The sequence below is a fragment of the Parvivirga hydrogeniphila genome (genome assembly GCF_023371205.1).
GTDB lineage: Bacteria > Actinomycetota > Coriobacteriia > Anaerosomatales > Anaerosomataceae > Parvivirga > Parvivirga hydrogeniphila.
Genome location: NZ_JAMCCO010000002.1, coordinates 445,646 through 469,792, shown reverse-complemented (window position 1 = coordinate 469,792; position 24,147 = coordinate 445,646). Strand labels below are relative to the sequence as shown.

Here is a 24,147-nt window from a genome sequence, read left to right as displayed (position 1 = left end):
ATGAGCGTGCTGCGCGTCAACCCCAACCGGATGGAGCTGCTGAATCTCAAGCGCAGGCGCGACGTGGCCAAGCGCGGCCACAAGCTGCTCAAGGACAAGTTCGACGAGCTTTTGAAGGAGTTCTTGGCGCGTATCTCAGACAGCCGCCGTCTGCGTCGCGAGGTGGAAGCGCGGCTCGCGCATGCCTACGCGCTGCTCGCGGTGGCGCGCGCAGAGGCCGGGCGCACCGACCTCGCCCAGGCGCTGCTCGCCGGTGAGCCTGCGGAGCTCCTGACGACGGCGGAGCGCAACGTGATGAGCGTGCGCGTCCCTGAGATCGAGGCAGAAGCAATCCCGCAGCCGGGCGGGTACTCGCTCGGCACGATGCCGGCGGTGCTCGACGAAGCGCTCGAAGCGCTCGCAGAGACGCTTCCGCTCATGATCGAGCTTGCGGAGCGCGAGAAGGCCATCGAGCTTCTCGCGGCGGAGATCGAGCGCACGCGCAGGCGCGTGAACGCGCTCGAGCACGTGCTCATCCCGTCGATCGTCGAGACCATCAAGAGCGTGCAGATGAAGCTCGACGAGGCCGAGCGCGGCAACCTCACCCGGCTGATGAAGGTGAAGGACATGCTCGAGCAGCAGCGCACGGCCGAGGACGCCGCCGCCGACGCCGGCTAGCCCGTCTGTCCCGTGAAGCGCCACGACGCCAGCGCAAGCGCCGGCGCGAGGCAGGCTCCGCCTTCTTCGGTGCCGATGAGTTCGCGGTCGCGGCCGATCGCCTGAAGCCCCGTGAGCGCTTCGACCACGCTTTGCGTGAACCTCGCGTTGGTGAGCGGGCGCGTCAGCCGACCGTCCTCGATGAGGAAGGTGCCGTCGCGCGTCATGCCGGTGAGCAGCACCTCCGCCGGGTCCTCGACGTTCACGTAGTGGAAGCGCGTCACGTACACGCCGCGCTCGATGCTCCCGATCATCTCGTCGATCGTGGCGTCGCCAGGCTCGATGGCGAGGTTGAGCGGCATCGGGCCCCAGGGGTTGGGCGCTGGAAGCGCGTGCCCGGTGTTCGCGCGGTCGAGCTTGGCGGCCCAGTACGAGTCCGTGACGATGCCCGCAGGCACGCCGCGGTCGATGAGCGCGACGCGCTGTTTGGCGACGCCCTCGAAGTCGAACGGCAGCCCGACGGTTTCCGGCGTACGCGCGTCGTCGACGATCGTGAGCGAGGCGGGGAAGAGCTGCTCGCCTTCGTGCAGCGCGATGAACGACGAGCGCTCGAAGTACGCGCGCGCGCCGAACGAGGTGTAGCCGAGGAAGTCGAGCAGGTCCGCGACCGCATCAGGCGCGAGCACGACCGGGTACTCGCCGGGCTCGAGCGGCTCGGCGCCCACGGAGCGCTCTGAGAGCAGCGCCGCGCGGTCGCCGAGCGAGGCGGCGGGAAGCCCGGAGGGGTCTGCGCCCAGCCACGACGCCCAGCCGCTCGCACCGCTCGGGTGCATCGAAAGGACGGTTGCGCGCGCCGCACCGGTCGTGGCGGCCGAATGGACGCCGCGCGAGTTCGCGACGGCGATGCCTGTTGCGCTTGCCGAGACGGTTCCGGCGGCCGTGAGGTCACGCTCGGCGGACTGCGCGATGATGGCGGCAGCGGCCTGCGCGCGCGCGTCGGCGTCGAAGGCGTCCAGGTCGGGAAGCGGGCGCTCCAGCACGGTCGGAGCGTCGGCAGGTCCGGGCAGCTCCGGGAACGAGGGGTCGTCCGGCGCGTGCAGCGCGGCCTCCCGCGCCCGCTCGCAGCAGCGCGCGAGCGACGCGGCGTCCACGCGGTCGGTGGACGCGCAGCCCTGCCGCGAGCCGACGACGACGCGCACCGAGACGCTCGCTGAGCGCTCGGCGACGTTCTGGTGGATGCGGTTGTTGGCGAAGCGGGTGAGCGCAGAGCGCTCGACGGTGGCGAGCACCTCGACCTCGTCGCCCTGGGCGAGGGCGAGCGTCTGCTCGGCGATCCCGGCAGCGATCTCGTGCGGCCTCATCGCGCCACCCCCACCTGGACGTTGCGGAAGCGGGCCGGCGCAGCGCCGTGCGCCACGTGCGCCACCTGCATCGGTTCGCCCTTCCCGCAGTTCGGGACGCCCCACACCTGCCAGTGCTTCGGCGAGCACACGGCGTCGAGCGAGCCCCAGAACGCAGGCGTGATGCCGGTGTAGTTCGGGTTCTTGATCATGCGGCCGAGCTTGCCCCCCTTGATCTCCCAGCCGATCTCGCAGGCGAACTGGAAGTTCAGCCGCTTGTCGTCGATCGACCACGAGCTGTTGGTCTCCATGTAGATGCCCTCGTCGGTGTCGGCCACCAGATCGTCGAAGTCCCAGATGCCTGGTTCGAGCGACACCGTCGTCATGCGGACGAGCGGGATGCGGTTCCACTCGCTCGCTCGCGCGCAGCCGGTGCTCGACCGACCAATGGCGGCTGCTGACTCACGAGACGACAGGAAGCCTGTGAGCACGCCTCGTCTCACGATGTCGAACCGCTGCGCCGGAACGCCCTCGTCGTCGTAGCCGAAGCTGCCGATCGAGCCCGGGGTCGTGGCGTCGGCCACCACGTTCAGGTGCTCGGAGCCGTAGGTGAGCGCGTTCAGGTCGGCGGCTCGCACCCACGAGGTGCCCGCGAAGGCCGCTTCGTCGCCCAAGACGCGGTCGAGCTCGGTGGGGTGCCCGATGGATTCGTGGACCTGCAGCGCCACCTGGCTGCCGTCGAGGATGACGGTGGTGGTGGTGCTCGGGCACGGCATCGCGCGGGTGAGCGCAGCCGCCTGCTCTGCGATGCGCGGGGCGTTGCCGGCAAGGTCGAGCGCGAGCACAGCCTCCCAGCCTGCCTGCACGGTCTGTCCTCCGTGCGAGTTCGGGTACGAGCGCGGGTGCACCTCGCCGTCGGTGATCGCGTACGCCACGATGCCGGCGCCGACCTCGGTGTACGACTGCTCGATGACCGAGCCTTCCGTGGAAGCGAAGACCTTGTCGACGCCGAACGCGTCGATGGACCCCGCGGTCACCGTGACGAGCGGTTCAGCGCGCATCGCCTCGTCAGCGGTCAGAAGGAGCGCGAGCTTGTCGCCGAGGGACACGGCGAACGGGTCGATCTCGCACCGGCCGCGCCACTGGTCGGTGACGACCGGTGCGTCGGCGACGCGCACGGGCGCGCTCCAGGTGCGAGCGGCCGCGCGCGCGAGCGCCACCGCTTCGCGGGCCGCCTGCCGGATGCCATCGGGCGAGAGATCTGCGGTGGCCGAGAATCCCCACGCGCCGTCCGCGATCACCCGGACGCCGAGCCCGTGGCTCTCGCTCGAGGCGATGGCGTCGACGCGGCCGGTGCGCACCGAGACGGTCTCGGAGCGTTCAAGGACGACGCGGGCGTCGGCGTACGAAGCGCCCGCGAGCGTGGCGGCGTCGAGCGCCGCCAGGGCGATGTCGCGCATGGTCCCCCTCTCTCGTTACGGCTGCGAGGCGCTCGCCTGCAGCGGTGCTCCCGTGCGGAGGCTCCAGGCGTACCGGCGGGCGCCAGCGTAGTCCGACCGGTCAGCGAGCCTCGCCACGCGCACCACGTCCCCCGTGCGCGGCGCGTGCACGAACCAGCCTCCGCCCACGTAGATTCCCACGTGGTACACCGGATTGCCGAAGAATACCACGTCGCCTGGGCGGAGGTCTGCCGGAGCGACGCGCTCGCCCAAGGCGAACTGCGCGCGCGAGTAGTGCGGCAGACGCACGCCGTGCTGCGCGAACACGTACATGACGAGGCCGGAGCAGTCGAAGCCGCCCGACGGGCTTGCCCCGCCCCACACGTACGGGACGCCGATGTAGGCAAGGGCGGTCTCGACGGGCGAGCCCGGCTGCACGGTGATGGTGCCTTCAGAGCCCGCGAGGAGCTGCCGCAGGAACGCCGCCTCCTCGCGTTGGCGCTCAGCGGACTCCTCAGCGAGCAGCGTGAGCACCTCTGCCTGCGCGTTCGCGAGCATCTCCTGGCGCTCCTGGATGCGGAGCTCGATCTCGATCTTGCGGGCCGAAAGCTCGAACTCGAGCTCTTCAGCGCGCTTGGCGGCCTGCTCGGCCTCCTCAGCGGTGCGCCGAGCGAAGTCTCGCTGCGCTTCGAGCGAAGCGGCGGCGCGAGCGTCCGCTTCCCCGAGGGCGCCCAAGAAGCGCAGGCGCGCGATGAGATCCGACAGCGATTCCGATGCGAGCAGGGTCGCGAGCGGGTGCTCGGCGCCATCGCGGTAGACCGCGGCCGCCCGCCTCTCCAGCAGTCGCTGCTGCTCGGCGAGGGCGACCTCGGCGGCCGCGAGGTCGACCACGGCGGCCTCGGCGCGAGCGCGCGCGAGCGCGAGCTGGTCGCGCGCGGCGTTGTACTCCTCGGCGGCGATCCCAAGCTCACGGTCGAGCGCGTCGAGCTCGGCCTTGAGCGCATCGACCTGCGCCTGAAGCGACGCCAGATCGCGAGCGGGAGCGGCGTGCTGTGCTGTCTCGCCTGGCAGCGCGAGAGCAGGCGTCGCGAGTGAGCAGACGAGCAGCGACGCGGCAAGCGCACGGAAGATGAGTGTGTATCGGCCCCGAAGACCCATGGCGTTGCGTACTCTAGCACGCGGCGTGCCAGGCGCGCACGCACGCAGAGCCGGCGCGCGGCCGGCTCTGCGGAAGGTCGTGCAGGTCGTGCGGATCACGGCCAGTACGGCGATATCGAGCCGTGCTCACCGCAGTTCGTGGAGCAGTTGTTCTTGCTCCACTGCGCCTGCCCGCCGCTGAGCGTGATGTTCGAGATGCCGACGGCCGTCAGGCCGGAGCTGCTGCCCGCATACGTTCCGTCTGCAGTGACCCGCACCAACAGTCGCGGCCGCTTCCACCCGTGCGGAATCTTGATGTGGCATTTCACGCAGCCACCGTCGGTGAAGTTCCCCTGGTGGTCTCCCGTGGAGTGCACGTTGTTGCTCCACGTGCCGGATGGGCCGTTCAGGTCGTGGCATTTCGCGCAGATGATCGTCGTCGAGCTCATGCCGTTCGTCGTGTTGCTCAGGTATGCGGTCTTCCAGTCGGTGGTGTAGTTGGGGTCGAGCAGCCACTCGACGCTCGAGCCGTGCGGGCCCTTCGCGCTTGCGGTGGAGTTGGTGTGGCACTCAGTGCAGGTCATCATCGAGTTCACGGTCCACGACGACCCGCTCACGAAGAAGCTCACGGTCGGCACCGCCCACGTCACGTTGCGCGTGGTGCCGCCGCTGTCGACGAAGGTGAAGCTCGACTGCATGCCGGTGCTTTGGCCGAGCACGTTGTGGTACGAGAAGTTGCTCGGGTTGAACTCCAGCGCCTGGTCTGTAGAGGTGTAGATTGCGTTGTTGCTGCGGGTCGCCGTGAACGGCTGTCCGCTGTACGAGCTGTGACACTTCAAGCACAGGTACGCCTCGTAGTCGGAGGTCTCGCCGTTCAGCCGTTCTGTCGTCCAGTTGCCGGAAGGCACCGCCGTCCAGTTGCTCGGCCACGCCGTCGGCTTCACGCCCGTGGCACCGCGCAAGACCTCGCCTGCAAGCGAGCTGCCGGTGGTGTGACGCCCGCGCCGTGCGACGTGCGGATCGTGGCAATCCACGCACTCCGCGTGGCGGTTCGAGGCGCCGAGCTGCGAGGCGGTCTCGGTGTCGGTGTGACGGCCGGAGCGCTCCACGGGGTGACGGTAGGTCTGGCCGAAGGCGCCCGAGACGTTGAGCCAGCTCATGTCGGTGTTGTGACAGCCGGTCGACGAGCACGTGCCGCTGCGTCGTCCGTCGTGGCAGCCGTAGCAGAGCGCCTGCTCCGACCACGTGGTGCTGTTGTCGCGCGAGACGTTGAGGTGGCCGGTGCTCGTGGAGCCGTCAGGGATCTGCGTGATAGCGGTCAGGCGCTGGTTCTGCGACGCGTGCGGGTCGTGGCAGGTCTGGCAGCCGAACTGACCCGTGAGCTTTTGGATCGTGGTCTCCTTGTGGCCGCTCGAGGCGAAGTCCACGCCGGAGGCCGCCTTGTTCCACCCGGGGAAGAAGGGGGCCGTCACGTCTCTGAACGCCGCGGAGTACGGCACGATGGAGGTCGCCGTCGTCGTAGCGGGAGCAGCCGCGCCGTCGTGGCAGCGCAGGCAGAAGTCGGTGGGCGAGGAGGGCGCTGCGAGCTTCGTGTTGTCGGGGTCGCTCGCCCGCGCCATGCTCCACGCGGTGCCCGCCGTGCCCTTCCCGACGTAGTGCACGTTGTGGCAGTTCGCGCAGGTGAGCGATCCGGTCGCGGTGACGTACCGGTCGTAGAGGCCCGTGACCGTCCAGTCGTACAGCGTCGGCGTCTTCTGATTGTCGCTCGTGGAAAGCTCGGCGACCAGGCGGATCCTCGGATATGCGCTGGTGGCGTACGCGGCGAGGCTGATCGGGCTATCATCGACCGACGCTGCGATCGTCGTCCACGAGGAGCCGTTGTAACCGAGCACGCTGACGCGCAGGCCCGTCCCGACGGGCTCATCTTCGGTCCACGACACCGTGCCCCAGTGATGCACGGACGCGTCAGGCGTGATATCCGGGGTCGTCGCGGTGCCGCTTGTTCGGTACGCGAGCCCTGTCGTCGTGTAGGCCGCCGGAGCGATGGACGAGCCAGTGTTCCAGTTGGAGCCCCACGGGGGGTTGGCGAGCGACTGCCAGGCGTCCCACGAGGCCGCGCTCGCGGGATCGTCGGGGATGAGAATCCGGGCGAAGCCTGCCTGGCCGCCGCCGCGGATCGCGTAGATGTAGTCGCCGCCGTCCCACTCGAGGTCGCAGCCGTCGCCGAGATCGGCTCCGAACGGATCGATGTTGAGGTTGGTGATAGTCGGCGTCCCAGCCAGGTTCGAGACGATGATCGTGTCACGGTTGTCTCCGGTGTCACGGCCGACGATCATCAGGTACTCGGTGCCGTTCTTGGTGAAGTACGTCATGCGGGCGTAGCGCGTGTTCACATCGCTGGTCACCTGGACCCCTTGCGTGAAGTCAACAGACGTCGTTGAGCGGCCTGGCGAGGACCTGTAGTACAGGCGTCCATCGCCGTTGGTGCCCGACTGGTAGATCACGAAGAGTCGGTTGGCCACCGGCGCGAACGCGATTGCCGATCCGATGCCGAGGGTCCTTGCAGAGCCGCCGGTCTGGAAGTTGAACGAGCCCGTGCCGGTGCCGGTGTAGTTCCACCACATGATGGCGGACTGACCGTTCGCGCGGGTGTAGTATACGCAGGTGGAGTCAGAGCGCGGATTCACGGCGGTGTCGCCGCCCTGGCCGATGGAGTTCGGGAGCGCCTGGCCGGCGCTCCAGGAGTTGCTGGAGATGTCGTAGTAGCCCTGGGTGGTGTTGCTGCCTCCGCGGGTGATGTAGACGCGGTTGTTGACGACGAATGCGCTCGAGCCGCTTCCGGGGCTCCACCCCAGCGTGCTGCTGGCGGGGTTGTAGAGCGTGTTCCACGCATTCGCGCTCGGCGTGTACTCGTCGAAGGTGGTGCTGCCGCCCGACATGCCGAACACCACGGGCACCTGGATCGAGGTGGTGTACTGGGCGAGCTGGATCTCGCCGCCCGCGGAATCGGTGGTGGCGGCGTTGACGAGCGAGTACGTGTCGAACTCGGACTTCGTCGTGTGGGAAAGCACCGTCATCGTGTCGGTCACCCACGAGCCGGCGACGATCCGGTACGGGTGCCGCGAGATGTAGGTGGCGCTGTTCGTGAACTGCGCCTTCACGTCCCGGCCGTTCCACGAGAACGGCGCCGCCGAACCGGCGATGCGCGTGTCGGTCGAGGTCGCGGAGTGGCACGCGAAGCAGATGTCCGCGCCGCCCGTCTGCGAGGCGGTGGTGTTCTGCGACCGGTAGTCCACGAGCTTGTCGGCGCGGCTTGCGTGCTTGTTGTGGCACGCGAGGCACTGGATGCCCGGGTTCGGCTCGGTGGTGTTCGTCAGCACCGTTGACGGTCCGTGCGCCGCGCTCGCGTATCCGGCGTAGTTGTGGTCGCCGCCTGCGTTCGCATACGCGCTCGTGCCGCCCGCGATGCTCATCGCTTGCTGGGCGTTGATGGTCTTGCCGTTCCAGGTGACGGCCGTCGAGCCGTGGCACGAGAAGCAGAACGCGTTGCCACCGGGGTTGTCGTTGCGGCTGTAGTACTCGTAGGTGTTCGTCGCGTACTCGATGCGGAGCATGCGGCGGTAGCTCTGCGACGCCTGGTACACGCCTGCGGCGTCGTAGAAGAACGGCGAGCGGTGCGGCGTGTGGCACGCGGTGCACTCCTGCTTGGTTGAGGTCATGTACGTGTTCCGGTGCTTGGACCCGGCCGTCGCGGTGCAGGTGTCGAAGAAGGACGCCTCGGTGTTGTACGTGCTCTTCGCGCCGGTGGCGAAGTTCGCCCCGGTGGAGCCGTGGCAGTAGTAGCACGCCTCCTTGAGGTGATAGTCGACCCGGTACGCGCCGTGCACCCGGTGGCAGCGCGGACAGGAGATCTGGTTCGGATCGCTGCGATTGCCGTGCATGTTCGGCGCCATGTTGAAAGACGGCGCCGACTTCGTGCCGAGCGAGTCGCGTGCGACCACGGCGTAGAACCACACGTACGATTGCGTGGTCTCGGCCGAAGCGGCGTTGATCTGCGCGCTCGTCCCCGTCAGGCCGGAGGCGACCGGCGTCAGGCCGCGCGAGATGATGGTGGCGCCGGTGATCGGGATGACGTCGCGGTAAACGTCGTAGACGAGCGCGTGACCGGACGCGTCCGTGGATGCGCTCCACTGCACCGTCACGGTCGGAGAGGTGACGAGACTGGCTCGTGGCGTGACGAACACGTCGCGCAGCACGGGCTGCGTCGGCGTCGCTGCGAGCGCTGGGGCCGCCAGCGAGATGGCGAGCGCTGCAGCAAGCGTCATGAGCGCTGCTCTCGGGATCCGCTGGTCGCCATGCATCTTCTCCACCTCCGGCTCGTGGTGCGCGCGTACCATTCTATATGCCTGTGACTGTGGTCACAACGACGGAGCTCGGGACGCGTGTCGGATCGAGCCCGGTCAGCCGCCAGCCCGACGCGGTGCGACGCATCGGCACGGCGATGGTGTGCTCCGAGTCGACGCCGCCGTCGCGCCAGACGACGACCGCATAGCCGACGTACACGGTGGTTGCACCGACTGCGAACGCCGTGACCGTCTGCTGCGGCCTCGCGCTCACGATCTGCGGCAGCGAGTCGATGCGAGCGGCCGCGGCGGCGCGGGGGTCGGTGCCCTCGTCGGAGGCCCACATCGCCACGAGGGCGTCGAGGTCTCTGCGCGCGAGCGCTGAGGTGTAGTCGCCGAGCATGGCCTTGATCGTGGAGGCGTCGTTGTGGACAGCGTCTTCGACGTGCGCCACGTACCGCTCGTACGCGGCGCGATCGTTCGCGCCGAGCGAGCCGACGCCCTTTGCGGCGACGGCGGCGACAGCATCGCGAGGCACCGCGATGGGATCGGCGAGGCGTTCTGCGACGGCAGGGTCGACCGTCGCGCTGCCGGACGGGGCGATGGCCGGTGACTTCGCGGGCGCGCTCGGCGGTCCTTCGGGCGTGGCGATCGGGGCCGCCTGGCGCAGCGTGAGCCAGGCCGTGGCAGCGAGAGCGACGGCCAGCGCCACGAGAAGCGGTGTGCGTGCGGAAAGCGTCATACAGCTCCGTCCGTGTACATACCTCCGTCACGTATTATCGGGCGATACTGGACGAGAGATTACCCGCCTGAGCAGCCATGTTCCGGAAGGCACAAACGGGGCGATGAACGGCAATGCCGACGACGAGCGGCAGGATTGCGGCGCGAGCGGTAGCGGCGGGCGACGAGTGGCCGGCGGAATCGGGGTTGCGCGACGCGGGCGCACGTGCTAGCATACGCATTCGCTCAGCGATGCGGGGTGGAGCAGCTGGTAGCTCGTCGGGCTCATAACCCGAAGGTCGCAGGTTCGAATCCTGCCCCCGCGACCAAGCACTATCGACGGCCGGGACCGATGTCCCGGCCGTTTGCGTTGGGGGGCAGCCATCGGGGGCGGGCTGAGGAGAGGGCGAGGGCAGCTGTTGCCGTCGCGGTTCCGTGCTTCGCTCATCCCATGAACCAGCTATGGTCCTCTCGGAGGGTATCCGAGAGTCTTGCATCGCCGAGGTAACGCGCGAGGCGCCTGAAGTGGCTTGCCATTTTCGCCTCATCGAAAAGGTCGCTCGCGGCAATCTCGATGACATCCCACCCGTTATTGCGCAACCAGTCGCGGATTTCACGGTCTTGTGCGGCGCGGCGCGGGTCGCCATGGATTCCTTTACTCAGCCCATCAAGGTAGATTGCGATGCCGCTGTCATCATCATGATGCTGAGTCCGGTAGATCACGTCCGGCGTTGTCGTGCCCATGCCGGCTCCGAGACGAAGCTGCTCGCCCCATCGGCCCTCAGGGAAACCCGCTGCAGTGAGCAAGTGCTTGAGCCGCTGTTCTGCGACGTTCGCGGGCATACCGGCGTCTTGCGCTGGGCTGCTCGGCTGTCTTGGCGGGATAGGGTGAGACTCGACGATATCGTCGCCCCATTGCGACATGAGTTCATCTGCTACGAACCGGTCCAGGAACCGGTGGTAGTACCCATTGCGGAACGTTTGAAGGCAATCAATACAGGATGAGGCGCAACGCGATGGGCATCCCGACACTATGTTCCTCGCGATGTGGATGACATCCGTCCATCGTTCGCACATCTGTCGGATGAGCCCAGATCCGCCTGGCATAGGATCCCACAGGTAGCCGTCGACATCGTCCCTGTCGACATGGCCGATGACGAGGACCTGCAGGTCTTCGACGTGCATATCCAGCACCTCTGCTGCCGCCATTCGAATCGCTTCAAGCACGCTGTAGGCAGCAGCCTGGTCTGCCACCCCCCGTAACACGAGAGCATCTGCGGTAATGTCTGCGTAGAATCCAACGTTACGCACGGGTTTGCCGCAACGTTCGGCGTGATCCTCTTTGAATCGTTCTAGTTCCTTCTTCGACGAGAGCGGCGAGCGGCTTTGTCCGCATACCGTGCAAACCGGGTAGCCAATGAGCGGCTCTGAGCGGCTGATTGCCGCCGAAGCCCCGATGTTCACGAGCCGTAGGCGGTCGTTCTTGAGGAAGTGAACCGGCTGTGTGCCCCAAGAGTATGCGACACCGCCGTCGTGCTGCCCTCGTTCAATCCCGTGAATACCGACACCGAGCTGGAACCGCAGCACTTCGTCGTCCGAGATGTGCGACTGGTGTATGAGGTCCACGTCGCACACAGCGATGGCTGGGAGCACCTCTGTGCCGAGAGAAGATGCATTGCCGTGCGCTCGTACTTCCTTGATTGCCTGACGCTGAAGCGCCACCTCGAACACGGGAACCTCTTCCCGTTTCTCGTCGATATCACGATGGAAGACCCGCGCAACGAAGCGGTTGCCGTTCGCGTAGATCAAGTTGCCGGGCACGTACTCGCGCAGGGCCACACTCGGTGGCCGAGGCAGCGTGAATCGTTTCGCCCCTAACGTCCAGTAGGGAATCTCGGCAGTTGCGAGGACCGATCCGACCTCGAGCCCGTATCCAGGAAGGAATCCCTCAGCGGCGAGCACACCGAAAGTGGCGGCATCGTTGTATCCTTCTGCCTCGAATCTGCTTCGGCTGGCGGTTCCTTTCAGGCGCTTCACGAGGGTCGTGCAGAGCCGTAGGAGCGCCTCGTCTTCGGAATCCAGAACGCCCTGCGACTCGCGAATCCTGTGGAGCCGCTGCATCTCGTGCATCGCCCATGTCAGTCGGCGTCGCAGTCTGTCCAGCACCGCATCGAGTTCTTGGATGAATTGCTCGATGTACGTTTGAAGTCTTTCGGGCAGCACGACGTTCGCGTCAGACTCCGGCCATCCTTGGCCGAAGATGCCGCTCACGTACCTGAGCAAGTCTTCCTTGTTCTCGTCGATTACGACTGCCAGTGGAGAGAGGTCGAAAGGTGCGACGCGCACAGCCCCATTCGAGTCGAAGAGGTAATCTCGAACTGTGGCAGGAAGGCATTCGCTTAACACCGCGCGAATGCGTGTGCGGTCCACCTCGGAACGGCGAACATCACGCGTGTATTGGTGCAGCCGTGTCAGCATTGCTGCGTGAACATGTTTTGCAACCATGATGTCGTTGCTCAAGTTGAACGCAGGGGGGTCAACCCGGCCGGAAAGCATCTTCGCAGGCTCAGAGAAGTACGCGCGATCGTGCGATGTCGGTCGACAGTACGTGACGTTGACAGCCATGCGGTGACGTCGTCCGGCGCGTCCAGCGCGCTGCCAGTAGTTGGCGGGTGAGGGGGGCACGTTGCGCATCAAGACCGTGTCGAGCCTCCCGATATCCACGCCTAGTTCGAGCGTCGGTGTGCAAACAAGTGCGTTCACGGCGTCGGACTCGCCTCGGAAGAGGTTCTCCAAGCGCTCGCGCTCTTCAGCAGGGACCATCGCTGTGTGCTCTTCGGGACGCAGCATCCGATAGTCGCCGTCCAGTACATGGAGGTCATAGTTGTCTGCATCCTCAGGGAGCCATTGGAGGGTCCCGTTGCAGTGCCACGATGGACAGCGCAGATGTGGGGTGCGTCTTGTATAGCGTCGGCGGCACGATCTGCATTGGTACACGCCGTTGCCGGGCTCGAGGACGAGATGGTCCGCGTGGACCTGGTAGACCTCACTCACACCCGGGAGCGGCGTGCCTTTCGAGCCTGTGAGCTTCACAGGTGTCAAGACCTTGCTGTCCTTGAGCATTGAGAACAGGTCAGCGAGGAACTCGTCGACAGAATCGGGCGGGACCCCCCACTTCCCAGCGATTTGTCGGATGGTGGTGTCGCCTCGGCCGCTTAGCCACTGCACTACCAGCTCAGGCTTCTCGTTGGCTGCGCGTCGAAGTTTCGTGGCGACTGGATTCCCAAGCTGCGGCAGGTAGCCCCATTGAACCTCGGGGTCGCCGTCCATCCAGTACTTGCTGAAAACCTGGGACTCCGGATCGTACAGGGCCCGCTTGCGTCGAAGATAGTCGAGGATAGAGGAGATGCCTTCGAGCAGATCCTCTGCCGGTAGGCCGAGACCCTTCGCATTCTCGCGAACCCATGGCGTGGCGGTGCTGAGATTGTGGTATCTGACCCGGAGCCGGCCCCACGGCTCCAGACCGATTGACTGCCTGGAAGAGGCAGTGACTTCGCGCAAGACCTGTATGCGGAGATACTTGTACCGCTCGATTTCGTGGCGTCCGGTGACTTTCTCTTTGCGGAACCGGGACCACACCTCGGGCAGCAGCGCTATCGACGCGCTTTCGTCCTTATCAAGCATCTCGTCGATGTAGCGTGTGATGTTGGTTACCGTGTTGTGGCCCGCTCGCAGGGCTTCGGCCATGAGAGCGCGTAGCCGGTACCGCCGCGCGTGATCCTTCATCCAGCCGGCCTGGAACGCAGCGTCCTGACGGTTGTCGCAGAAAACGAGCAGCCGTGGACGCTCGGAATGCTGAATCATCTCTTGAGCCAGAACATGCACGTCGGCGACGTTGACGGCTCGGACGGGTTTTGCTGGCTCGCGATACAACCCACTCAAGCGCCTGCCGTTGGAGCCGCAGGAGAGGCAGCTCGTAAGCCGTCCGGGGTTGTCTTTCGATTGACGTATCGCGTAGAGCAGAACCATCTCGCCGGCTTGCCCGCAGTGCAAGCAGCGATCCGCGTTCTTGGGGTGCAGCGCTCCGCAGTGTCGGCACATCCAAACATTCGAGAGCCTCCCGACATCGTCAAGGCTCTCGTCATCGTCCGCGCCGATGATGCGATCCACGAGCACGACGCGCTTGCCACCCTGTGCCTCGTCGAGTGGTTCCCAGTACGAGGAGTCGCCGACGGCCTCGCCTCCAGATGGACGCTTGCCGGTGAACTCGAAGTCCTTGCAGGCGGCGGCGTAGTAATGCTGACCGCACACCGTGCAGGTGAGAATCGGAAGGTGTACAAAGGCATCCTCTTCTGTGCTCTCCTCTTCGGCTGAGAGGTGCAGGAGCGGTTTGTCGCCTTCCGGAAATGAAACAACCGCGCCGCCCACGCCACGGATGAACAGATGCACCACGGGACGAAGGAGTGGGCGGCCCTCGTGCCGCGCTGCAGCGCCTAGGGTCAGCCACGCAAGGATTTCGGCCTCCGTGATCGGCCGGCCGATGTGAGATTCCATCATCGGTGGCAGTTCTGACAGCGAACGAGGCTGAGCCAGCACTTCGCTCAACTGATACGCAATCTCGCAGTGCGAGAGCTCCTCGTTCAAGACCTCTTGCCACTCGCCCGACGGAAGTTCGCGTCCGGCAAGCCTGCCGTAAACCTGTTCGATTGCATGAGCGCGCTCGGGCTCAGGGAGATCGACGGCACGGACGCAATCATCAAGAAGGCCGACTGCGTCTTCTTTGGGGGCAGGCGGCACGAAGCGATCGTCGGCCCACGTCTCTCGCTCGTAGTCCTCGCCGACGGTGACTATCTGATCTGGGCTTACGCCAAAGAAGCGCGAGGCGAAGCGTCGCGCTGCGTCGGGCTCTTCGGGGTCGACGATTGTGGCCGAAGTCGCTACGCACACTGTCTCTTCGGCTGTGCGGTCGCAGAACGCGCGTAAGCGCCGTATCAAGCACGCTGTCTCAGAGCCCAGGGCACCGGTGAAGGTGTGCGCTTCGTCGAAAACGAGGAAGTCCAGCCTGGCCCCGTTGAACAATTCCACGTCTTTTTGCCGCGTCAAGAGCAGCTCAAGCTGCTTCACATTGGTGAGGAGTATGCGCGGTTGGCCGCCGTGCGTACGCATCGCTTCACGCGAGCAGACCTCTTCGTGCGGATAGATCGTCTCACCAGACCCGCGCTCTCTCACTTCGCGCAACTTCGCTTCGTAGTCGGCACGAGACGCACCAGCGGGGAGGCGAATGCCCGTGACATCGCGCTCGTACTCAGGAGTCTTGCCCACATACATGCCGAAGGTGATGCCGGTTCCGGCAAGGAGCGATCTGAGGCGCATGAGCTGATCTTCTGCCAGCGCGTTCATGGGATAGACGATCACGGCGCTGATGCCGGGCGGAGCCCCCTCGTCCCGCAGGGTCAGGCACTTCGAGACGATCGGGTAGAGGAAGCACTCGGTCTTGCCCGAGCCTGTTCCCGTCGAGACAAGTGTCGTGCGCCCCGCGGCGATGGCGCGGATCGCCTCTTCTTGATGACCGTACAGGTGAGTCACTCCGGCGGGAATCCGCTGGCGAAGCGCAGGATGGAGCAGACCCTCATTGATGGCATCCTCTATCGAGCAACCCTCGCGAAACGGGCGCGAGAGACTGATGTAGGGTCCGCGCAGAAGGGGGGAGCGCCGGGCGGCGCCCAGCGAGAGCAAATCGCGCATCTGCTGCGCAAGCCGATCGTCTGCCAGTGCGTAAGTCGTGTACTGGTAACGGAGGAAGTTCTTCACGACATTCTCGGTAAAGGCTATGGGATTCAGAGCCACTATTCGGTTCCTCCCGTTGCGCGAATCCAGGCCTTGTCGCGGGACCCATCGGGCAACACTGGGTGGTGCGTTTCCCATTGACCAGGGCCGATTATCTCGTCAAGAGCGCGAGTCACAATCTCGTAGGCGAGCTGTCTACGCTCATCCCATGTCATGACGTCTGGCAAGGCCTCGATGAGCTTCCGCTGGACGTCCCACCACCTGACGCCGTCGCCGGACTTGAGCCTTGCCAACAGGGCGCTGTCCGCTTTGAGCGCTGCAACAGCCCTGCGCACTTGCGTCTCGCGCACATCGACGCCCGATGCGGCCGGTCCTTGGTCCTCGCCCCCGCTGTCCGCCACATAACCGCCGCCTTGCTCCTCGAACACATCCGGGGAGGGGGAAATCGTGGCCATGGCGCCGCCGCGGAGCGCTGCGGCGAACTCCGCCTTCATCCGGGCGGCGTGCGTCTCCACAGGGGGTCCCGAGTAATGCGGATCGCGCGCCTCGAACATCTTCTCGAAGGACAGCACCCGAAGCGGTATCGGATACGGTGTGCCTCCGGCGCTGCTCCAGAACACGCCCTGGCCGACGATCGGCTCGTTCAGCAAGGAGCTGAGGATGTCGTCGGAGAAGTGGGCGTTGGCCTTCTTGATGGCGTACAGGTCTCCAGCCGAAAGCAGGTGGAACGAGAACCAGTTGTCGCCCTGGCTGAGGAGCTCGTTGGAGATCGCTCCCGGTTGCTGGGTGATGAGCACGGCGCCGAGGTCGTACTTTCGACCCTCCTTGACCCACGACACGTACGGGCCTTCTGTGGCGCCTTGCCCGAGCACGGACTGGGCCTCTTCGACGACCGCGATGGTCGGTATGGTCTTCGAGTCCTTCCGCGTGAACTGCTCCTGGTTGTGGGCGAAGATCTTCGAGAGTATCAGCCCTGACAGGATGAGCGCCGGCTGTCCGCGCATGCGCGACACATCCACCACGCAGAGCTTGCCCTCGCCGAGCGCCTTCAAAAGCATGTCGAGCATGGTGGAGCTTGGGTCGTGCAGCATCTGGACGATCTGTGTCATGTTCGCCCGAGCTGCATAAAGCTCCGCCTCCTGCCCCTGTTCGAGCTTGAGAAGCGGGCGCAGGACTTCCGGGTCCGCGTTGTTCCCGTTGCGATAGATCTCGTCTACCAGCTTGGCCCACGGTTCTGAGCTCATCCCTCTCAGCTTACGGACGTTCTGCTGGTCCTGCTTCTCAGGGGGCAACGCGATGGAAACCACGTCGCTGGGCTTGAGGCGTCTGATGTCAAGCTTGATTCCAGCGGCTGTGAACGAGTCGTAGAAGGGGCTCGGCGCTTGACGGTCGGTGAACACCACGAGCTTGTCCTGCAGATGAGGTACGTCGCACAGCCCCGGTCGTCCTTTGTCGTCTGGCCAGAAGTATTCGCCGTCAGGGTCGAAGATGACAGTGCCGACCTTGGCGCGATACCCACCGCGCTTCTCGACCGTCGGGGTCTCCTCATACAGGTTGCTGAACAGCAGCTTTACGAGGTTCGACTTGCCGAAACCAGCGCGCGCGAAGACAAAGGTGCGTCTCGAAACCAGGTGCCGCTCATTGAACTTGGGCACGACGGCCGGGTACAGTGCTTGCGCTCCCGGTCCGAGCTCGACCCGAGGATCTTCTCCGGAGTAGACGAATTCGCCGAGCGCGAAGAAGCCGAGATCGGCTCCCTCCAGATTGTGTCCGGCGACCTCACGGAGCACTTCGTCCGAAAGGAAAGCCACCTTGCTGCCGACGTGCGGCAAACGGCGATGGGAGGGCACGAACTCGAGCTTGCTGCCAACGACCTTCAACACGCCGAGCACGCGGATGTTGACCCGATACTTCAGATAACTGGTCCGAAGGTCCTCTGGGATCTCGCGATCGTCGTGGATGGCACGGAGCGCAAAGTCCTCGCCAGCGCTCGACGCGAGGCGTCCCTGGGCGGACATCGAGGTGATACGGCCGAGCACGGCCTCGTTCTCATGCTCGAGGGCGACAATCAAGAACTGGCCATGCATCGGCGTCTTCTGATACTCGCTCTGATACGGCAGCACGAGGTCGGCGTGGAACTCGAGCCCTCCCTCAGAGAAGCCAAGGAACGCGCCCGCCACTTTGTCCTTCGGGAAGAGCTTCATCCGTACCTCCGCTCTGAGATGTCGCCAGCATCAAGCTGTGCTCGGTCGAGGATAGGTCGCCTCTGGTCTGGAAGCAGGTCACGTATCGCTTCCAGTACCTCGTGCTGGAGGATCGCTGAATCGAAGCCGGCCACCTGGGCATGCTCGTGGGCGCTCTGGAGACATCGGGGGTAGTACGGCACGGGGAAACCGTTGATGGCGTCCGCAAGCAAGTAACCGAACACCTCCTGTGCGCGATCCGTCTGGGATTCGAGCAAGTCTATTGTCCATACGGGGTCTGACACGCGCGATCCGAACCGGACGAAGTACATCTGACCCGCTTTGAACTTCGCGGCCTCGCCGCCTTCTTCGGCCTCGGTGCGCCCACGCGCCCACTCGTCCCACTTGTAGGCCTTCGCTTCGAGATCTGCAGGAATCTCGACGAAGCGCGCCTCGCCGCCAGGGAGGACGTCTTCGAGAGCCATGGCGAGTTGGTAGCGCTGAAGGACCTTGGAGTGCTTTGCGACACCGACGAGGTAGACGTTGCGCTTGTCCTCGGTCCGGACGCGCTCGATGGCCTGCTCGATACGCTGCATCATCTTGATGAACAGGTCGCCGGCGAAGACCTTGCTTCTCAACAAGCCGTCGCGGACGATCAGCGTGTCTGTTCCGAACCTGCGGTCGACTATCAGCCGGTACAGCACTGCCCATTCGACCAGGTCCCGGTACACCTGCACCCACGAGGTGCCGACCTTCTCCGGCTGTTCGCGCACCTTGGCGCCCCACGGGATCATCGGGCTGAGGTCGTGCAGGTGATGCGTGCGAACGCCCAGCTCTTCCATGAGGAATCCGAGATCGGTCACAGGTCGATGTTGTTCATCGAACTGACGGCGGGACAGCGCGTCCGTATCGGTTGTGGGGGAAATGACGTCGAGGCAAAGCTGCTTCCCGCACGAATCGACGACCCTGACCATCTGAAAGAGGAACGGGTCGAACTCGAGCCGGTTGTTGCCCCCGTCGCTCGCTACCAGCGAGACGGCGGTCGTGGTTCGAGGCCGGATGACGCGCACACCAGGCTTGAGCACGCGGACTTCCCTGCAGAGCGCCTCCAAGACGCGTTCGTCTGCTTGCGCGCACGAGCGTATGGCGTCGCGCACGGACTCGATGTCTTCAGGGTTGAGCACGGTTACCCCCTCAGCATGGCGAACACGTCGATTTCTGTTATCGGCTTGCTCCGCACGAATCCGAACTGTTGAGCCTGGCGTCTTCCTCTGTCAGCTGCACCTGCAGTGGAGACCCGCATGATGCGCCAGCCGGCATCCGAGCTCTCCAAAGAGCTGACGATGAGAGATTCGGGCTCGGACGGAACGCTCGGGACTGCACCGAAGCGGACAGTGAGGCGACATCCGGGCCTGGCCCACTGTGCGACGCGGCTCCAGACCAGCGCCAGATCTGCGGCGAAGCGCTCGGGGTTCGCCGACTCGAGCTGGCGGTCAGCCGCGTAGTCCGGGCGCGGCGGGCCGCCTAGGAACCAGTGCCGCAGCCACTGGTCGCTGACATAGGTGCGCATGCCGTAGTACGGCGGCGAAGTCACGATGTGCGAGAAGGGGCCCGCTCCGGGCGGCATCTCTATCCTTCGCGCGTCGGCGTGAAGGATGCAGCCGCGTGCCGAGGGGAGTGTGCTGTCGCACGCTCGGGTGGCGCGCCTGGCAACCACGTCGAGCACTGGTATGCGTGACGGCTGCATGCCGCGTGCTCGCCAGAAACGCACGGCGCCAGCCGGTTTGGTGGCGTAGGTGCGCGGCATCTGGTTCGAGAGGTAGCTCTGCACGTGCTTGCCGCAGGGTCCGTGAAGCGCGCCGAGCATGATCGCTCGCAGCATCACGGCCGTGGGGTCGGCGGAATCGGCGGCGCGCAGCCCCTCGCGGATCGCGCACAGCTCACGCAGCGTGTCGGGATGGTACGCGAGCTCCCAGAACTCTCCGGCTGGAGGCTCGACGGCGTCTGCGTGCTGCATGATGAGATCGTGAGCGAGGGCGACGACCCGCTTAGCATCGACCGAAACCAGCTTGGCCGAGGCGATGGCCACAGCGACCGGACTCGCGTCGATGCCGACTGATGGCAGCCCGAGCAGCCGGGCAGCGAAGTTGGTGGTGCCGCGGCCGCAGAACGGGTCGAGCACCCAGCCGCTCGCGCCCTCGAGCGCTGCCAGCGGGAACTCCGGGCGGAACATCGTGTAGTACGGCGCGACAGTATTAAGAGGGTGGGACGCGAGGGCAGAGGCGTTCATCTGCCGCCTCCCTGTCCACGCTTCGCGAGGTTCTGGACCTTCCACGCCATCACCGGGTCTTGGAGCGCCCGCGAGGCCGTTTCGGAGTCTTCGCCGAACAGCAGCTCTGGTCTGAATTCGGCACGGTCTTCGAGAAGCCGCATGTACTCCGCTTCTGCGCGCGTCGTGTTGCCGAGGGGCGCCAGCCACGAGCGGACCACCGAGACCATCTCGCTGAACTCAGGCGTATCACCCGGGCGCAGCATCGCGTACAGCGGCTCTGCGAGGTCGGCCGCCGGGTTCTCAAACCGGGCCAGCGCATCGGCGGGTCGCTTTGTGTATGGGAAGGGATCGGACGCGCTCATCGCGTAGATTGCACAGGCTCGAGCGAGCGGGTCCACGAAGTGGAAAGGGTGCCGCACTGCGATTCTCCAGAGGTCATAGAGATCACGTGCGGCCGTCCGCTCCAAGAGCGCTTTCACTTTTCCTGCAACAAGCTCTGGAAAGCGGAGGGTCGGGAACGGAACGTGAGGTTCCGAAAGAGTGCAGACCCGCAGCTCGGGCTGCAGGAGAGGCACCCGAGCCAGGTAGCTCACATCGACCTTCACGTAATCGCCCGGGTACTTCACGCGGTACGTCTGCCCGCTGTGCTCGTCATTCGTTCCCTGTACGAGGTAGCCAAGCCCCTCGACCACGCGCCGGAATCGAGCATCGACATCGGGCCGTGCGCGGCGCATGGCCGCGAGCTCGGGCTCGGCGACGAAGAGCAGGTCGATGTCGACAGAGAGGCGCGGAGCGTCGTCGTGGAAGAGGTTCAGGGCCGTGCCGCCGTGGAGCACGAACGCGTCTGTCAGCATGGGGTCATCATGGAGCGCCGAAAGGATCTCGAGCAGCCGCTCGACCTTGTCGATGACCGGCTTGGAGAACCCGACCGGCGCGTTAAGGATCGGGCGCGTCATCCTCGCACCCAATCCTCGTACGGTACGCCGTCGGGGACGTAGAGTCGCCACCGCGACACGAAGCGGCTCGGCGACCGGACGTCCCCGAGCCGATAGGTGCCTCTCCCAAGAAATGCGCGCATCTCGTCGAGAACGCGAGCATCCGGCTCCCAAAGATCGCCGAACAGCTCCAGCGTCCAACCCAGCCGAGCCGCCACCGTGGGGGAGCCGAGCGCAGCAGCATAGCGCCACGCGCGATCGGCGGACATCGTAGTGAAGCCGCCGAGACTGCGCAGCAGCTCCTCGAGTCCACCGGCGAGCTTGACGTTGGCGAGGCATTCGACGAGCGTGCGTTCCCGGCTGGTCACCGGCACGAGCACGTCACCCACGCGTACGCGGGTCACGAATTCGCACAGCAGCTCGGGCGAGACATCAGGCGGCGCGACCCGGTGGAACCGATAGCCGCGCACCTCGAAGTCCGACACCTTGGTCGGGGCAGTGAAGTAGACGGTTCGCAGCGGTGAATGCGCCACACCGTGCGCCTCAAGCGCCGAGTGGTGGCTCACGACGGCATCCGGTGCTGCTTTCGATGCGACGAGCGCGACATTGGGGACTCTGTCGCGATAGGCGCCGATGTTCGAGGCGTACAGCCCGCGCCTGATCCGATATGCCTGGCCGCGGCGCACGGCGTTGCAGAGATTGGCGTAGCGGGTGCGCTCGGACGTGCCTTGGCCCACGGCTTCCATGAAGTCGTCGAGAGTGAACACCTCGTGGCTCTCAAGGAAGCGGAGCGTCGTCAACCCTGTGTTGGTGTTCACGCAGTCTCCCAATGCGTAGATTTTTACGCATTACGAGGATAGCACAACACCGAGCATTACTGCGCCGGGTCGCTGTCGCGTCGGCGCAAGCCCCGTCGCGCGCAATCTACATGCTCCTGGGTCTTTCGTAGAGGCACGCGCTGTCGCCTCGGGTGCTTGCCTAAAGATTGTGCTATAGACACGGGTTGGGCCACAGATGTCTACCGCACTCCCAGGAGCCGCTCCAGCCGTTCCCGCATGCGCGCCTTGCGAGTCTCGTAGAACTCGGGGAACTTGAGCATCGAATCGGGCAGGCCGTGAAGATCATGCTCAGTGAGGTATGCTTCGCGCCGCGCCGCCGCCTGGGCCTCGTCGCTCCCTGAGTCGAGCGACTCGATCCAATCGCGAGGCATCATGTCTTGCTTCTTGATGTTGGCCTTGCCCGGCAGCAGCTGCAGGTTCGGTAGGCCGTTCATCAGAGCCAAGTAGTCGTCGAAGTGCGCCTGCGGCACGCCTGCGGCTGCGAGCGACTTCTTGTAGAACATCTTCTGTGGGAAGACGTGATCGACGTGGACCTCGCTCTCGAAACTGAACTTGGGGTACAGCAGCGACAGAGTCACGAACGTCCGGGGTTTGCCATACTGCAAGTCGAGCAGCGCGTCGATCTCCTCGGCACCGAACCGCAGACTCTTGCCCAGTCCGGCCATCGCGGCCTCGATCTGATCGACAGGGAAACCGGCCGACCCATGGTCGCGAATGGCCTTGCGTAGCGCCCCCAACAGCGTGTCCTGACCCGATCCCCACACGCCGGGCTTGAGCAACGAACGCAGCACCCATGCCCGCAGTCGCTCTCGGTCGCTCGCATACGCCTCTGACGACAGGTACGTCTCATCCAGGCCGCGATGCCTGACGTAGTAGGCGATGGGCAACAACACGTAGTCTGCGCCGAGGGTGCGCTCGCTGAACCCGAATGACGCGAGCAGCTTCGCTCCCAGCTTAAGCGACGCCCCGATCGTGTCCCAACCTTGCTCGAGCAGGTGCATGTTCGTTTGGTTGAAGTTGGTGACCTTGAACCGGATGTCGCCGATGTCACTAAGAACGAGCCCCGCCTTGAGCACGACGTCTTTGGTGAAGCCGAAGCCCTGACCGGTCGCGTTGACTTCGTCAACGAGCGCGTGGATCTCCTGACGAGCATCGCGCTCCGTCCACTGCGCGGTGGCGATACTGAGCAGCAGGTCTGAGTAGGACAGCACGGTACCGCCACTGTTCACGCGGATGAAGATGTCGAGCACGTTGTCCAGCTCGCGGTCCTCGACCGCGTAGTAGCTGATCACGCCGTCCTGGAAGACCAGCTGGCGGAGCCGATCGAGCGCCTGGAATGCGAACTTGTTGTCAGCTGCCAGTCCTGCTTCCTGGATGTAGGAGAAGATGCCCACCGAGTCGGTGCCGTCAGTCAGCTCGCGGATCTTCGGCACCAAGAACCAGTGAGCACCATCCTCCGCGTTGCCCTCCTTGGCCTCCTTCTCCGTGAGGAAGCGGAAGTCATACGCGAGCTTCTGATCGTTGTCCTGCGCGGGTGCTGCGATGTTGAGATAGAGACGCTTCTCCGGATACGCATCCGGGTTGTTCCACGACTTGCGCGGCAGACGCCGGGCATAGCTTCCCCGCAACCCGATGTTGATCGCGGTCATGCGCTGCTGTCCGTCGAGGATCGCGGTCACCGGCTTGCCGGTCGGCAATTCATCAGAACGAACGACCGGGCAGTGGGCGCTGCGCTGCTCGTGGTAGGCACGGATGAAGTCATAGAAGACGTAGTCGCCGAGATCGGCGACCGGGATCTCCCAGAACAAGAACGACCCGATCGGATATCGGCGCATCAGGCTGTCGAAGAACGCGCAGATCTGCTCAGGCTTCCAGACGAACTCACGCTGGATGGCGGGGAGGACGTACTCATGCGTTGTGATCCCTTGCAGGGCGCGATCGATGGTGATTGGTGTCTGGAATGCCACGGGTCCTCCCTTAGGTAGCCGGTCTCAGTGAGTCTCGAACGTGTTCCACTCCCCGGTGCCAAGCTCGAGCGCCGCGTACGCCTCGAACACGTGCAACACCAGAGGGTTATCGATCTCTACGTACGCCACGTCAAGCGAGCGGATCTTCTCTCGCGCCCGGTCGAACTCGCGCTTGAAATCGGGGTCCGCCATGGCTTCCGAGCGCCGCATCGAGTGACCCGTCCACTTGGCCGCCATGCGGTACGCCAGCGTCGCGCTGTGGTGAGTGTCCGCGAGGACGTGCTGCCGAAGGCGCGTGAACACCTTGCGCGAAATGCCGACGTAGAACGGGCGGCCCGCGTCAAGCATCACGTAGCAGCCAGGGAAGTCCGAAGCGCGGCCTGCTTCTCGCAAGAGGGTCCGCACACCGATCCCCTTCTGTGCGAAGTCCAGCATCGGGCGGGGCGAAGCCATGCAACGATACAGCTCGGCCATGTGGCCAGGCAGTACCTCATCCGCAAGCTCGCGGAAGGTTCTTTCGCACCCATCAACCGCGTGCATCGGGCCCTC

Annotated in this window: 14 protein-coding genes and 1 tRNA gene; 2 read left to right on the top strand and 13 right to left on the bottom strand. The window is 65.2% G+C overall.

Annotated elements, in window-relative coordinates; translation table 11 throughout:
• Positions 1 to 657, top strand: a complete 657-nt coding sequence (locus MX659_RS07765) for a V-type ATP synthase subunit D (protein ID WP_267192905.1) — start codon at positions 1 to 3, stop codon at positions 655 to 657.
• Here MX659_RS07765 and MX659_RS07760 read toward each other — a convergent pair.
• From MX659_RS07760 to MX659_RS07740, 5 genes are all read right to left on the bottom strand, one after another.
• Positions 654 to 1,997: a TldD/PmbA family protein gene (locus MX659_RS07760; RefSeq protein WP_267192904.1), complete on the bottom strand. Its 1,344-nt coding sequence runs from the start codon at positions 1,995 to 1,997 to the stop codon at positions 654 to 656. The two genes, MX659_RS07765 and MX659_RS07760, sit on opposite strands and share 4 nt — an antisense overlap.
• Positions 1,994 to 3,436: a TldD/PmbA family protein gene (locus MX659_RS07755; RefSeq protein ID WP_267192903.1), complete on the bottom strand. Its 1,443-nt coding sequence runs from the start codon at positions 3,434 to 3,436 to the stop codon at positions 1,994 to 1,996. Before MX659_RS07755 ends, MX659_RS07760 begins: the two co-directional genes overlap by 4 nt.
• A 15-nt stretch (positions 3,437 to 3,451) precedes the next feature.
• Positions 3,452 to 4,573: a C40 family peptidase gene (locus tag MX659_RS07750; protein WP_267192902.1), complete on the bottom strand. Its 1,122-nt coding sequence runs from the start codon at positions 4,571 to 4,573 to the stop codon at positions 3,452 to 3,454.
• 95 nt (positions 4,574 to 4,668) lie between these two features.
• Complete coding sequence (locus MX659_RS07745; RefSeq protein ID WP_267192974.1) at positions 4,669 to 8,913, bottom strand: cytochrome c3 family protein; 4,245 nt, start codon at positions 8,911 to 8,913, stop codon at positions 4,669 to 4,671.
• Between the two features lie 37 nt (positions 8,914 to 8,950).
• A complete protein-coding gene (locus MX659_RS07740; protein ID WP_267192901.1) occupies positions 8,951 to 9,637 on the bottom strand; it encodes a hypothetical protein in 687 nt (228 codons plus the stop codon).
• A 231-nt stretch (positions 9,638 to 9,868) separates the two neighbouring features.
• On the opposite strand from MX659_RS07740, the gene MX659_RS07735 reads away from it, so the two are divergent.
• A tRNA-Met gene (locus tag MX659_RS07735) sits at positions 9,869 to 9,944 on the top strand.
• A gap of 115 nt (positions 9,945 to 10,059) precedes the next feature.
• Here MX659_RS07735 and MX659_RS07730 read toward each other — a convergent pair.
• The 8 genes from MX659_RS07730 to MX659_RS07695 all read right to left on the bottom strand — a co-directional run bounded on the left by MX659_RS07730 (position 10,060) and on the right by MX659_RS07695 (position 24,003).
• Positions 10,060 to 15,462 carry a DEAD/DEAH box helicase gene (locus MX659_RS07730; RefSeq protein ID WP_267192900.1) on the bottom strand — a complete coding sequence of 1,801 codons (5,403 nt, stop codon included), beginning with the start codon at positions 15,460 to 15,462 and terminating at the stop codon, positions 10,060 to 10,062.
• On the bottom strand, positions 15,462 to 17,606 hold the full coding sequence (locus tag MX659_RS07725; RefSeq protein ID WP_267192899.1) for an ATP-binding protein: 2,145 nt from the start codon (positions 17,604 to 17,606) through the stop codon (positions 15,462 to 15,464). Before MX659_RS07725 ends, MX659_RS07730 begins: the two co-directional genes overlap by 1 nt.
• Complete coding sequence (locus MX659_RS07720) at positions 17,603 to 18,769, bottom strand: hypothetical protein (protein ID WP_267192898.1); 1,167 nt, start codon at positions 18,767 to 18,769, stop codon at positions 17,603 to 17,605. The genes MX659_RS07725 and MX659_RS07720 overlap by 4 nt, the downstream gene beginning before the upstream one ends.
• Before the next feature lie 2 nt (positions 18,770 to 18,771).
• The gene (locus MX659_RS07715) at positions 18,772 to 19,875 is read right to left on the bottom strand and encodes a DNA methyltransferase (protein ID WP_267192897.1); all 1,104 of its coding nucleotides are present in this window, start codon (positions 19,873 to 19,875) and stop codon (positions 18,772 to 18,774) included.
• Positions 19,872 to 20,813 carry a nucleotidyl transferase AbiEii/AbiGii toxin family protein gene (locus tag MX659_RS07710; RefSeq protein WP_267192896.1) on the bottom strand — a complete coding sequence of 314 codons (942 nt, stop codon included), beginning with the start codon at positions 20,811 to 20,813 and terminating at the stop codon, positions 19,872 to 19,874. Before MX659_RS07710 ends, MX659_RS07715 begins: the two co-directional genes overlap by 4 nt.
• Positions 20,810 to 21,610, bottom strand: coding sequence for a type IV toxin-antitoxin system AbiEi family antitoxin domain-containing protein (locus MX659_RS07705; protein ID WP_267192895.1), 801 nt, complete (start codon positions 21,608 to 21,610; stop codon positions 20,810 to 20,812). Before MX659_RS07705 ends, MX659_RS07710 begins: the two co-directional genes overlap by 4 nt.
• Before the next feature lie 200 nt (positions 21,611 to 21,810).
• Positions 21,811 to 23,598, bottom strand: coding sequence for a DUF262 domain-containing protein (locus tag MX659_RS07700; RefSeq protein ID WP_267192894.1), 1,788 nt, complete (start codon positions 23,596 to 23,598; stop codon positions 21,811 to 21,813).
• A 24-nt stretch (positions 23,599 to 23,622) separates the two neighbouring features.
• The gene (locus MX659_RS07695) at positions 23,623 to 24,003 is read right to left on the bottom strand and encodes a GIY-YIG nuclease family protein (protein WP_267192893.1); all 381 of its coding nucleotides are present in this window, start codon (positions 24,001 to 24,003) and stop codon (positions 23,623 to 23,625) included.
• Positions 24,004 to 24,147 lie beyond the last annotated feature (144 nt).

Excerpts from the sequence above, each read along its gene's own strand:
- MX659_RS07765 (WP_267192905.1), top strand. The coding sequence starts at position 1 with ATGAGCGTGCTGCGCGTCAACCCCAACCGGATGGAGCTGCTGAATCTC.
- MX659_RS07760 (WP_267192904.1), bottom strand. The coding sequence starts at position 1,997 with ATGAGGCCGCACGAGATCGCTGCCGGGATCGCCGAGCAGACGCTCGCC.
- MX659_RS07755 (WP_267192903.1), bottom strand. The coding sequence starts at position 3,436 with ATGCGCGACATCGCCCTGGCGGCGCTCGACGCCGCCACGCTCGCGGGC.
- MX659_RS07750 (WP_267192902.1), bottom strand. The coding sequence starts at position 4,573 with ATGGGTCTTCGGGGCCGATACACACTCATCTTCCGTGCGCTTGCCGCG.
- MX659_RS07745 (WP_267192974.1), bottom strand. The coding sequence starts at position 8,913 with ATGCATGGCGACCAGCGGATCCCGAGAGCAGCGCTCATGACGCTTGCT.
- MX659_RS07740 (WP_267192901.1), bottom strand. The coding sequence starts at position 9,637 with ATGACGCTTTCCGCACGCACACCGCTTCTCGTGGCGCTGGCCGTCGCT.
- MX659_RS07725 (WP_267192899.1), bottom strand. The coding sequence starts at position 17,606 with ATGAAGCTCTTCCCGAAGGACAAAGTGGCGGGCGCGTTCCTTGGCTTC.
- MX659_RS07715 (WP_267192897.1), bottom strand. The coding sequence starts at position 19,875 with ATGAACGCCTCTGCCCTCGCGTCCCACCCTCTTAATACTGTCGCGCCG.
- MX659_RS07710 (WP_267192896.1), bottom strand. The coding sequence starts at position 20,813 with ATGACGCGCCCGATCCTTAACGCGCCGGTCGGGTTCTCCAAGCCGGTC.